Source organism: Mesorhizobium sp. M0208, from assembly GCF_040322015.1.
Classification (GTDB): Bacteria; Pseudomonadota; Alphaproteobacteria; order Rhizobiales; family Rhizobiaceae; genus Mesorhizobium.
Genome location: NZ_JAMYSP010000003.1, coordinates 89,256 through 100,986 on the forward strand (window position 1 = coordinate 89,256; position 11,731 = coordinate 100,986).

The 11,731-nt window shown below is 61.5% G+C and carries 10 protein-coding genes and 1 pseudogene; 10 read left to right on the forward strand and 1 reads right to left on the reverse strand.

The window, feature by feature from the left end; translation table 11 throughout:
• The first annotated feature begins 2 nt into the window (after nucleotides 1-2).
• The 10 genes and pseudogenes from NKJ17_RS04180 (at nucleotide 3) to NKJ17_RS04225 (ending at nucleotide 11,253) form a co-directional block, all read left to right on the forward strand.
• On the forward strand, nucleotides 3-905 hold the full coding sequence (locus NKJ17_RS04180; protein ID WP_254816418.1) for a branched-chain amino acid ABC transporter permease: 903 nt from the start codon (nucleotides 3-5) through the stop codon (nucleotides 903-905).
• 4 nt (nucleotides 906-909) lie between these two features.
• Nucleotides 910-2,538 carry a high-affinity branched-chain amino acid ABC transporter permease LivM gene (livM, locus tag NKJ17_RS04185; RefSeq protein WP_352504918.1) on the forward strand — a complete coding sequence of 543 codons (1,629 nt, stop codon included), beginning with the start codon at nucleotides 910-912 and terminating at the stop codon, nucleotides 2,536-2,538.
• Nucleotides 2,538-3,680 (forward strand): annotated as a pseudogene (locus NKJ17_RS04190) (ABC transporter ATP-binding protein); the annotation flags it as partial. The gene livM and the pseudogene NKJ17_RS04190, both read left to right, overlap by 1 nt.
• An 8-nt stretch (nucleotides 3,681-3,688) precedes the next feature.
• Nucleotides 3,689-4,417, forward strand: coding sequence for an ABC transporter ATP-binding protein (locus tag NKJ17_RS04195; protein WP_352504920.1), 729 nt, complete (start codon nucleotides 3,689-3,691; stop codon nucleotides 4,415-4,417).
• Between the two features lie 18 nt (nucleotides 4,418-4,435).
• The gene (locus NKJ17_RS04200; RefSeq protein ID WP_352687144.1) at nucleotides 4,436-4,783 is read left to right on the forward strand and encodes a DUF6867 family protein; all 348 of its coding nucleotides are present in this window, start codon (nucleotides 4,436-4,438) and stop codon (nucleotides 4,781-4,783) included.
• A gap of 138 nt (nucleotides 4,784-4,921) precedes the next feature.
• The gene (locus NKJ17_RS04205; RefSeq protein WP_254816422.1) at nucleotides 4,922-6,052 is read left to right on the forward strand and encodes a branched-chain amino acid ABC transporter substrate-binding protein; all 1,131 of its coding nucleotides are present in this window, start codon (nucleotides 4,922-4,924) and stop codon (nucleotides 6,050-6,052) included.
• A gap of 217 nt (nucleotides 6,053-6,269) precedes the next feature.
• A complete protein-coding gene (gene pyc, locus NKJ17_RS04210) occupies nucleotides 6,270-9,728 on the forward strand; it encodes a pyruvate carboxylase (RefSeq protein ID WP_352687147.1) in 3,459 nt (1,152 codons plus the stop codon).
• A 273-nt stretch (nucleotides 9,729-10,001) separates the two neighbouring features.
• Complete coding sequence (locus NKJ17_RS04215) at nucleotides 10,002-10,262, forward strand: DUF2312 domain-containing protein (RefSeq protein ID WP_023719653.1); 261 nt, start codon at nucleotides 10,002-10,004, stop codon at nucleotides 10,260-10,262.
• A gap of 169 nt (nucleotides 10,263-10,431) precedes the next feature.
• A complete protein-coding gene (locus NKJ17_RS04220) occupies nucleotides 10,432-10,872 on the forward strand; it encodes a DUF4268 domain-containing protein (protein WP_254816424.1) in 441 nt (146 codons plus the stop codon).
• A 66-nt stretch (nucleotides 10,873-10,938) separates the two neighbouring features.
• The gene (locus NKJ17_RS04225; RefSeq protein ID WP_254816425.1) at nucleotides 10,939-11,253 is read left to right on the forward strand and encodes a hypothetical protein; all 315 of its coding nucleotides are present in this window, start codon (nucleotides 10,939-10,941) and stop codon (nucleotides 11,251-11,253) included.
• A gap of 3 nt (nucleotides 11,254-11,256) precedes the next feature.
• Here NKJ17_RS04225 and msrB read toward each other — a convergent pair whose 3' ends face one another.
• Nucleotides 11,257-11,661 carry a peptide-methionine (R)-S-oxide reductase MsrB gene (gene msrB / locus NKJ17_RS04230; protein ID WP_352504922.1) on the reverse strand — a complete coding sequence of 135 codons (405 nt, stop codon included), beginning with the start codon at nucleotides 11,659-11,661 and terminating at the stop codon, nucleotides 11,257-11,259.
• Nucleotides 11,662-11,731 lie beyond the last annotated feature (70 nt).

Sequence of the window (11,731 nt, forward strand, 5' to 3'; positions counted from 1 at the left end):
GCATGCAGTATTTTGTCCAGCAGCTTATCAACGGGCTGACGCTGGGATCGATCTATGGGCTGATAGCGATCGGCTATACGATGGTCTACGGCATCATCGGCATGATCAATTTCGCCCATGGCGACATTTTCATGATCGGCGCTTTCACCGCACTCATCGTTTTCCTTATCCTCGGTGCGTTGTTCTATTCGCTGCCGATCGTCGTTGCGCTGCTGATCATGATGATCGTCGCGATGCTGCTGACCAGCCTGTATAATTGGACGATCGAGAAGGTGGCCTACCGGCCTTTGCGTGGTTCATTCCGGCTGGCGCCGCTGATCACTGCGATCGGCATGTCGATTGCGCTGTCCAATTTCGTCCAGGTGACGCAAGGGCCGCGCAACAAGCCGGTCCCGCCAATGGTGTCCACGGTCTACAACATCGAAGGCATCAGCGTCTCGCTGAAGCAGATCATCATCGTCCTGGTCACCATAGTCCTGCTCGCGGTGTTCTGGTACCTGGTCAACAAGACCTCGCTCGGCCGGGCGCAGCGCGCCTGCGAGCAGGATCGCAAGATGGCCGCACTGCTCGGCGTCGACGTCGATCGCACCATCTCGATCACCTTCATCATGGGCGCCGCCCTCGCCGCCGTCGCCGGCACGTTGTTCCTGATGTATTACGGCGTGGTGGTGTTTTCCGACGGTTTTACGCCGGGTGTGAAGGCGTTTACTGCCGCGGTGCTCGGCGGTATCGGCTCACTGCCCGGCGCCGTGCTCGGCGGCCTGATGATTGGCTTCATCGAAAGCATGTGGTCGGCTTATTTCTCGATCGACTACAAGGACGTCGCCGCCTTCTCCATCCTGGCGATCGTGCTGATCTTCCTGCCTTCCGGCATTCTCGGCCGGCCAGAAGTCGAAAAGGTCTGAGATCATGGCGGTTACCGTGTCTCCGGAAAGCACCGTCGTCGCCACCCCGGTCCAGCGCGCTTTTCGCGAAGCGCTCTATGCCGGCGCCATCTCGCTTGGCCTGTTCGTGCTGTTCATCGGCCTGAAGACCGACCAGAACATCTCCAACGAACTGATCCTGGTGCAGCGCTGGGGCTTGCTCGCCGGCGTCGTGATCGCCACCATGGCCGGACGCTTCCTTTATGTCGCCTATGGCCAGCCCTTCCTGGCGAACCAGAAGATCGTCGACGTCGCTACCGGCCTGCTGCCGGTCAGCCTGGCTTCGCGATTCTTCCGCCTTCCCGCGTTCATCGTGGCGCTCGCCGTCGCCGTTATTCTGCTCGCGCTCAGGGGCTTCCTGACCGAGGCTTTAGGGCCGGAACTTTCCGATTTTGTGCGGTTCCTGCGGGCACTTGCAATCATCTATGCGCTAGCCTGGCTGATATATCGGTTCCGGGCCTTCATTCATTCTCATTTCTCGGCATTGGGCATAACCGCACTGGCGCTCTACCCGATTATCGTGGTGTTGGTGCTGGCGCTATATGCCGGGTCCATGGCGGCCGGTTTCCAGGGTTCGCTGAAGTATGTCGACAATTTCGGCATCCAGATCCTGATCTACGTGATGCTGGCCTGGGGGTTGAATATCGTTATTGGCTTGGCCGGCCTGCTGGACCTAGGCTATGTCGCCTTCTACGCCGTCGGTGCCTATGCCTATGCGTTGCTCGGCACGCATTACGGCCTTTCCTTCTGGATCCTACTGCCCGCCGCCGGCCTGATGGCTGCATTCTGGGGCGTGATGCTGGGCTTCCCTGTGTTGCGCCTGCGCGGTGACTATCTGGCGATCGTGACGCTCGCTTTCGGCGAGATCATAAGGCTGGTGATTATCAACTGGCGCGAAGTGACCAACGGCTCGGCCGGGATTTCCGGCATCCCGAAGGTCTCGTTCTTCGGCCTGATGTCGTTCAACGTCTCCGACCCGAACTACATCTCCAAGGTGCTTGGCATCGCGCAGTCCGGTGCCTACTACAAGATCTTCCTCTACTACCTGATCCTTGGACTCTGCCTGCTGACCGCTTTCGTCACGGTGAGGCTCAGGCGCCTGCCGGTCGGCCGCGCCTGGGAAGCGCTGCGCGAGGACGAGATCGCCTGCCGCTCGCTCGGCATCAACACCACCACCACCAAGCTCACGGCCTTTGCCACGGGCGCGATGTTCGGCGGCTTTGCCGGCTCGTTCTTCGCCGCGCGGCAAGGCTTCGTCAGCCCGGAATCCTTCGTCTTCCTGGAATCGGCGATCATCCTTGCCATCGTCGTGCTTGGCGGCATGGGCTCGCTGGTCGGTATTGCCGTCGCCGCCATGGTGATGATCGGCGGCACCGAAATCCTGCGCGAACTGGATTTCCTCAAGACCGGCCTGAGTTGGGGCAACATCAAGGTCATACCCGGGTTCGGCCCCGACTTCACGCCGGAGCTTTATCGCATGCTGTTGTTCGGCATGGCCATGGTCATCGTCATGCTGTGGAAGCCGCGTGGCTTCGTCGGCAGCCGCGAGCCGACAGCCTTCCTCAAGGTGCGCAGGGCGGTGTCCGGGTCCTTCACCAAGGAGGGACACGGCTGATGAACGCGAGCCCCTCCGTGAACGATGCCATCCTGCAGGTCGAGCATCTGTCGATGAAGTTCGGCGGTCTCATCGCCATCGGCGATTTGTCATTCCAGGCCAAACGTGGCGAGATCACCGCGCTGATCGGCCCCAACGGCGCCGGCAAGACCACCGTGTTCAATTGCATCACCGGTTTCTACAAGCCGTCGGAAGGCATGATCACGCTCAACCGGCGCGACGGCTCGACCTTCCTGCTCGAACGCCTGCCGAACCATGAGATCCCGGCGCGGGCCAAGGTGGCGCGCACCTTCCAGAACATCCGCCTGTTCTCGGGCATGACGCTGCTGGAGAACCTGCTGGTGGCCCAGCACAACAAGCTGATGAAGGCGTCCGGCTATACCATTCTCGGCCTGTTCGGCTATAGCGGATACAGACAGGCTTCGGCGGAATCGGTTGAACTCGCCGAGCACTGGCTGGAGAAGGCCGATCTCGTCGACCGCGCCGACGATCCTGCCGGCGATCTGCCATATGGCGCGCAGCGACGGCTCGAAATTGCTCGCGCCATGTGCACCGGCCCTGAGCTTTTGTGCCTCGACGAGCCGGCCGCCGGCCTTAATCCGAAGGAATCGGCGGCGCTCAATGCGCTGCTGATGGACATCAAGGACAACACCGGCACCTCGATCCTTTTGATCGAGCACGACATGGCGGTGGTCATGCAGATTTCAGACCATGTCGTCGTCCTCGAATACGGGCGCAAGATCTCCGACGGCAACCCGCAATCGGTGCGAACCGACCCGCGCGTCATCGCCGCCTATCTCGGCGTCGAAGACGAGGACGTCGAGACGGTACTGACCGAAGTCGGCGACGAGGACGTCATCGAGCAACTGGATACGGGTCCGGATGCCGCGCATGGACCGGGCACATCGTCTTCCTATCTCGCCGGACCGGTGGCCGATACGGTCGGCCATAGCGAGGGCGAACGCGTCACAGTGTCAAAGGGCGCTTCGAAGGCCGGGCAGATCGATGCAAGGTCGAGCGCTGCTGCTGCAAAGTCCGGATCGCCGGCCAAAGCCAAATCGGCCGCGAAATCTTCCACGGCAAAGCCGGGCAAGGCTCCGGCGAAGTCGAAAACTCTCGGCACCTCTAATCGGCGTGGGGGGCGGAAATAATGGCCGGCACAACGCTGCTCGATATCAAGGGCGTCCAGACCTACTACGGCAACATCAGGGCGCTGAACGGCGTCGACGTCACCGTCAAACAGGGCGAGATCGTGGCGCTGATCGGCGCCAACGGCGCCGGCAAATCGACACTGATGATGACCATCTTCGGTGCTCCGCGCGCTCGTGCCGGCACTATCACCTTCGCCGGCACCGATATCACCCAGATGCCAACCCACGAGATCGCGCGCATGCGTATCGCGCAGTCGCCAGAGGGCCGGCGCATCTTTCCGCGCATGACGGTGATGGAAAACCTGCAGATGGGCGCCAGCCTCGACGGTCTCAAGCATTACGACGAGGATGTCGAAAGGGTCTTTACGCTGTTCCCGCGGCTCAAGGAACGCGTCAGCCAACGTGGCGGCACGCTTTCGGGCGGCGAGCAGCAGATGCTGTCGATCGGCCGCGCGCTGATGGCAAGGCCGAAGCTGCTCTTGCTGGATGAGCCGTCGCTAGGCCTAGCGCCGCTGATCGTCAAGCAGATATTCGACGCCATTCGCGAGCTGAACCGCACGCAGGGACTGACCGTGTTCCTGGTCGAGCAGAACGCCTTCGGCGCACTGAAGCTCGCCACGCGCGGCTATGTCATGGTCAACGGCAATGTGACGATGAGCGGCACCGGCAAGGAACTGCTCGCCAATCCGGAAGTGCGCGCCGCCTATCTCGAGGGCGGCCATCACTGAGTTTCAGGAGTCTTCATCATGCAGGGCATTCTTTATGAGGAACCCTCGATTTGGCAGTTCTTTTTCGTCACCTGCCTGCTCGGCGGCTGGGCGGCCTGGATGACGGGCAAGGCGTGTGCCCAAACATGGCGCAGCTTCGTCCAGCTATTCGCCTATATGCTGGGGCTCGGCATCGGCGTAAGATTCATCCATCATGCGCTGTTCGGCGGAACGATGTTTTCGCTGCATTACTACGTGGTCGATACCATCGTGCTGATGATATTGGGCTTCATTGGCTACCAATACACGCGCACGAACCAGATGGTAACGCAGTATAATTGGCTTTACGAAAGAGCCTCTCTTTTGAGCTGGAAACCGAAAGGTTGACATTTATCATTAACGGCGTTTCAGGGATGAATCGGCGTGACAAGTGCCTGAAAATCGGCAAAGTACTCTTTCTGCGAGCAAGGGTGGGCATCGCATGAAAGCAACATCCACGCCCACTCGGTAAATGGGAGCGTTTCAATGAAAAAGTCACTTTTGTCCGCCGTCGCCCTGACCGCGCTTGTCGCGTTCAGCGGCAACGCGTGGGCTGACATCCTGATCGGCGTTGCCGGTCCGATCACCGGTCCGAACGCAGCGTTCGGTGCCCAGCTTCAGAAGGGTGCCGAACAGGCGGTCGCCGATATCAATGCGGCGGGCGGCGTTCTTGGCCAGCAGCTCAAGCTTGAAGTCGGCGACGACGTCTCCGATCCCAAGCAAGGCATCTCGGTCGCCAACAAGTTCGTCGCCGACGGCGTCAAGTACGTCGATGGCCACTTCAACTCCGGCGTCTCGATCCCGGCGTCGGAAGTCTACGCCGAGAACGGTATCCTTGAGATCACGCCGGCCGCGACCAATCCGAAGTTCACCGAACGTGGCATGTGGAACACCTTCCGCACCTGCGGACGCGACGATCAGCAGGGCAAGGTCGCTGGCGACTATCTCGCCGCGAACTTCAAGGATGCCAAGATCGCTGTCATCCATGACAAGACGCCTTATGGCCAGGGCCTCGCCGACGAAACGAAGAAGGCGCTCGCAGCCAACGGCGTGACTGAGGCCATGTATGAAGGCATCAATGTCGGCGACAAGGATTTCTCGGCCCTCATCGCCAAGATGAAGGATGCGGGCGTCTCGGTCGTCTACTATGGCGGCCTGCACACCGAAGCCGGCCTGATCATACGCCAGCTCGCCGACCAGGGCCTCAAGGCAACCTTCATGTCCGGCGACGGCATCGTGTCGAACGAATTGGCCTCCATCGCCGGCGACGCCGTCGAGGGCACGCTGATGACGTTCGCTCCGGATCCGCGCAAGAATCCGAACGCCAAGGAACTCGTCGAGAAGTTCCGTGCGGCCGGCTTCGAGCCTGAGGCCTATACCCTCTACTCCTACGCAGCGATGGAAATCATCGCGGCCGCCATCACCAAGACCGGCTCAGCCGATGACGCTCAGAAGGTAGCCGAGACCATCAAGTCGGCCGGCCCCTGGAAGACTGCGATCGGCGAGATCGGCTACGATGCAAAGGGCGATATCACCCGTCCGGACTACGTCATGTACACCTGGAAGAAGGGTGACGACGGCAAGTACACCTATGTCGAGAACGAACCCGGCAAATAACCGGACGTTGCTGTATGAGAATGCCCGGCGCCTCGCGCCGGGCATTTTTCATGGGGGTTTCCCAAATGCCTGGATCCGGACTGCCCCAGGCGTTGTCCGGGTCGACACTAGATCATACTAAATCGGTTTAATCCCTCTTTTCGATTTTGTTTGCACTGCAGCATTTTCGCGCTAATCATGTCCGGCAGTTCCCTTCCCCGCGTCCGGAGCCCTGTCCTTGGCAATCTCGAAGATCCTTGTCGCCAACCGCTCCGAAATAGCCATCCGCGTCTTCCGCGCGGCCAATGAGCTCGGCCTTAAAACCGTGGCGATCTGGGCAGAGGAGGACAAATACTCCCTGCATCGCTTCAAGGCCGACGAAAGTTACCAGGTCGGGCGCGGGCCGCATCTGGCCAGGGATATGGGGCCGATCGAAAGCTATCTGTCGATCGAGGAGGTTATCCGCGTCGCCAGGCTTTCGGGCGCCGACGCCATCCATCCGGGTTACGGGCTGCTGTCGGAGAGCCCGGAATTCGCCGAGGCCTGCGCCAGGGCCGGCATCATCTTCATCGGGCCAAACCCCGATACGATGCGCAGGCTGGGCAACAAGGTCGCCGCGCGCAATCTCGCGATCGAAGTCGGCGTGCCGGTAATTCCCGCTACCGATCCCTTGCCGGACGACATGGCGGCGGTAAGGGAACTCGCCAGGACGATCGGCTACCCGGTGATGCTCAAGGCATCCTGGGGCGGCGGCGGCCGCGGCATGCGCGCCATCCGCTCCGAGGCCGATCTCGCCCGCGAGGTCATGGAGGGCAAGCGTGAGGCGAAGGCGGCTTTCGGCAAGGACGAGGTCTATCTCGAGAAGCTGATCGAGCGCGCCCGCCATGTCGAGGTGCAGGTGCTGGGCGACCGCCAAGGCAACGCCGTGCACCTGTTCGAGCGCGACTGTTCGATCCAGCGCCGCAACCAGAAGGTCGTCGAGCGGGCGCCGGCGCCGTATCTGGAAATGTCACAACGCGAAGAGCTTTGCGGCTACGCGCTGAGAATTGCGCGCCAAACCAGCTATATCGGCGCCGGCACGGTCGAGTTCCTGCAGGATGCCGACACCGGAAAATTCTATTTCATCGAGGTCAATCCGCGCATCCAGGTCGAGCACACCGTCACCGAACAGGTGACCGGCATCGACATCGTCAAGGCGCAGATCCATATCCTCGACGGCTTTGCCATCGGCACGGCGGAATCGGGCGTGCCGGCGCAAAAGGACATCAGGCTCAACGGTCACGCCCTGCAGTGCCGCATCACCACGGAAGATCCCGAACATAATTTCATCCCCGATTATGGCCGCATCACCGCCTATCGCGGTGCCACCGGCTTCGGCATCCGCCTTGATGGGGGCACCGCCTATTCGGGCGCGGTGATCACCCGCTTCTACGATCCGCTGCTGGAAAAGGTGACGGCGTGGGCGCCGACGCCGGCCGAGACCATTGCCCGCATGAACCGGGCGCTGCGCGAATTCCGTATCCGCGGCGTGGCGACCAATCTCACCTTCCTCGAGGCGATCATCAATCACCCGAGCTTCGCCGACAATTCCTATACCACCAAGTTCATCGACACGACGCCGGAACTGTTCGCCAGTGTGAAGCGGCAGGACCGCGCGACCAAGCTGCTCAACTATCTTGCCGATGTTTCGGTCAATGGCCATCCCGAGACGCGCGGCCGGCCGCAGCCAAAGGCCGATGCGGCGCCGCCGGTGGTGCCATATCTCAACGGCAATGTGCCTCAAGGCAGCAAGCAGAAGTTCGACGTGCTCGGGCCGGAGAAATTCGCCGCGTGGATGCGCGAGCAAAAAGAGGTGCTGGTCACCGACACGACAATGCGCGACGGGCATCAATCCTTGCTCGCGACGCGTGTGCGCACCTATGACATCGCCGGAATTGCCGGCACCTATGCGCGTGCTCTGCCGCAGCTTTTGTCGCTCGAATGCTGGGGCGGCGCCACATTCGACGTCGCCATGCGCTTTCTCACCGAGGACCCATGGGAGCGGCTGAGCAAAGTGCGCGAGGCAGCACCCAACCTTCTGCTGCAGATGCTTCTGCGCGGCGCCAATGGCGTTGGCTATACCAACTATCCCGATAACGTCGTCCAGCATTTCGTCCGCCAGGCCGCTGCCGGCGGCATTGACCTGTTCCGCGTCTTCGACTGCCTGAACTGGGTCGAGAACATGCGTGTGGCCATGGATGCGGTCGGTGCCGAGGGCAGACTGATCGAAGCGGCGATCTGCTATACCGGTGACATACTCGATCCGGCGCGGGCCAAATACGATCTGAAATATTATGTCGGCCTGGCCAGGGAATTGCAGTCGGCAGGCGCCCATATCATCGCCGTCAAGGATATGGCCGGGCTTTTGAAACCGGCGGCGGCCCGCGTGCTGTTCAAGGCGCTGCGCGAGGCGACGGACCTGCCGATCCACTTCCACACCCACGACACATCCGGCCTGTCGGCGGCAACCGTGCTGGCGGCGGTGGAGAGCGGCGTCGACGCCATCGACGCGGCGATGGATTCGCTATCGGGCAACACCTCGCAGCCGTGCCTGGGTTCGATCGTCGAGGCGCTGAAAGGCACCGAGCGCGACCCGGGTCTCGACCCGCAATGGATCAGGCACATCTCGTTCTACTGGGAGGCGGTGCGCAACCAATATGCAGCCTTCGAAAGCGACCTGAAGGGGCCGGCATCGGAGGTCTATCTGCACGAAATGCCGGGCGGTCAGTTCACCAACCTCAAGGAACAGGCGCGCTCGCTCGGGCTGGAGACACGCTGGCACGAGGTGGCGCAGACCTATCACGACGTCAATCTGATGTTCGGCGACATCGTCAAGGTGACGCCGTCGTCCAAGGTCGTCGGCGACATGGCGCTGATGATGGTCAGCCAGGACCTGACCGTCGCCGATGTCGAGAATCCGGCGCGGGACATCGCCTTCCCGGATTCGGTGGTGTCGATGTTGCGCGGCGATCTCGGCCAGTCGCCGGGCGGCTGGCCAAAGCCATTGCAGAAGAAGGTGCTGAAGGGCGAAAAGCCGATCACGGTGCGGCCGGGTTCGCTGCTCAAACCGGCGGACCTCAAGGCCAGTCGCACGGAGGTCGAGGAAAAACTCGAGCGCAAGCTCAGTGAGTTCGAGTTCGCGTCGTGGCTGATGTATCCGAAGGTGTTTTCCGATTTTGCCGCCGCGCAGGAGACCTACGGTCCGGTCAGCGTGCTGCCAACGCCGACCTATTTCTACGGCATGAAGCCGGAAGACGAGATTTTCGTCGATATCGAAAAAGGCAAGACGCTGGTGGTGCGCTGCCTTGCCATGGGCGATGTCGACGAAAAGGGCATGGTCACCGTGTTCTTCGAGCTCAACGGGCAGCCGCGCCGGGTGAAGGTGCCGGACCGGGCGCATGGCGCCTCTGCTGCCAAGGTACGACGCAAGGCGGAGCCGGGCAATGAGGCGCATGTCGGCGCGCCGATGCCGGGCGTCGTCTCGGCGCTTGCGGTCGCTGCCGGCCAGGCGGTAAAGGCCGGTGACGTGCTGCTGTCGATCGAAGCGATGAAAATGGAAACGGCGTTGCATGCCGAACGCGACGGCACCATTGCCGAGGTGCTGGTCAAGGCCGGCGACCAGATCGATGCCAAGGATCTGCTGATCGCATTCGGGTAAGGTGGGCTGATATTCAGGTGATGCCGGCCTGCAAACGCCGGCTTCCTGCGCTACCGGTGCTCACGTACTCAGGTACGCTCCGCTCCGGTTCTCGGCAGCCATCGTTTTCGGCTCGGCCTGACCTGAATCTCAACACACCTTAAGGCGTGCCCAACCCCTTCATGCCGCATCGATAGCACCTTGACCCGCCGCGCCCGGTCGGGCATCGAACCGCTGCAATTCGCCGCTCGGGTTACCCCGAGTCGCGGCGAGAAACGACGCGGAGAGAAGAATATGGCCGACGACATCACCGAGACCAGCCAGACTGTTGCCGCCGGCCAGCTGCGCGCCTTCATCGAACGCATCGAGCGGCTCGAGGAAGAGAAGAAGACGATTGCCGACGACATCAAGGAAGTGTTTGCAGAGGCCAAGGGCACCGGCTTCGACACCAAGGCGATGCGGTCGATCATCCGGCTGCGCAAGAAAGACCAGGCCGAGCGGCAGGAAGAGGAATCCATTCTCGACCTCTACAAGGCCGCGCTTGGAATGGTGTAGAGACTGTCTGGAAATTCTACTCCGGCGGCAATCCGATGGTGTTTTCTGCGCTTCCAGCGCTCACGGACCTAAAGTCCGCCGCGCTCCGGTTTTCGAAACCACCGCCATATGACTCGCCAGAGCGAATTTCGAAACAACCTCGGCCTGATGCTGGAGCGAGCATCGAACCATGAGCGAATTCGATTTTGGCGCCCGCCGCGCCTCTGAATTCCGCCAACGCAGCTTCTGGACGCTGTTCGCGGAACGGCATCCGGATGAAAGGGCTCTGCTGGCGAGGCGCGGACCGTGGTTCTGGCAGCGTGGGCTGCCCGACTTCGCATTGGTCATTTCCATGTATGTCGCGCCTGCGCACAATCATGTCGGCGTCTTCTTCGGCCGCAACGAGAAGCTCGGTGCCACGCAAGCCTGGTCACGGTTGAAGCCGTTCCAGCCGGCCATCGAAGACAGGCTGAAGCTCAGGCCAGAACAAAGTTGCGACGGCCTCGGCATCAATTCGATGTGGCGGGTGAATTGTTTTGCCGAAGACAATTGGCCGGCGATGACCGACTGGCTGGTGACGGAAGCCTCACGTTTCGAGCGCGCGATTGCCGAAGTTCTGGGTCAGGAATAAAGCAGAATTTCCAGACGCAATCCTTAGAATCGCTCTGGTGAGCAGAGCAAGGGAGCCGGTCGATCGATGACGATCATGTCGCGCGTTGCCGCCTTCTTCCGCTCACGCTGGCTGGGCGGCGTGCCGCTCGATCGGCTGTTCTGGCGCGATATGGTCGTTGTCGGCACAGCGATCAACGTCGCGTTGTCGGTGGCGGCGCTCATTCTGCTTGGGCTGAAGCTGCCGCTTGCGCTAGTCCTGGCGGTGCATTTCGCGCCGGTGCCCTATAATATCTTCCTGACCTTTGCCGTTTGGCGAACTGCCGGAAAATCGAGTGGCGCCAAGGCCTCGCTGATGACGCTTGGCGCCACGTTGTGGCTGATCCTGGTGGTTGTGGCCTGACGGTCAGGCGGCCGGCTCGAATTTGAGCGCCACGCCGTTGATGCAATAGCGCAGGCCGGTCGGCGGCGGGCCGTCGTCGAAGACATGGCCGAGATGGCTGCCGCAGCGGGCGCAATGGCACTCGGTACGGACCATGCCGTAGCTGCGGTCGACGGTGGTCTCGACCGAGCCCGGCACGGGATCGTTGAAGCTCGGCCAGCCGGTGCCGCTCTCGAATTTCAGCTTGGATTCAAACAAGCGCTGGTCGCAGCCGACGCAGGAGAAGGTGCCGGCGCGCTTCTCGTGCAGCAGGGCGCAGCTTCCCGGCCGTTCGGTGCCGTGGTTGCGCATCACCGCATATTGCTCGGGCGTCAGCCGGGCGCGCCATTCGGCATCGGTGCGGGTAACGGGGTAGGTGTGGCTGTCCATTTTTTCCTCTTAGCTTATGTCGCTATTTGGGTTGCCTTCCCAACTTCGCCTGAAATAGGCATTTGTTACG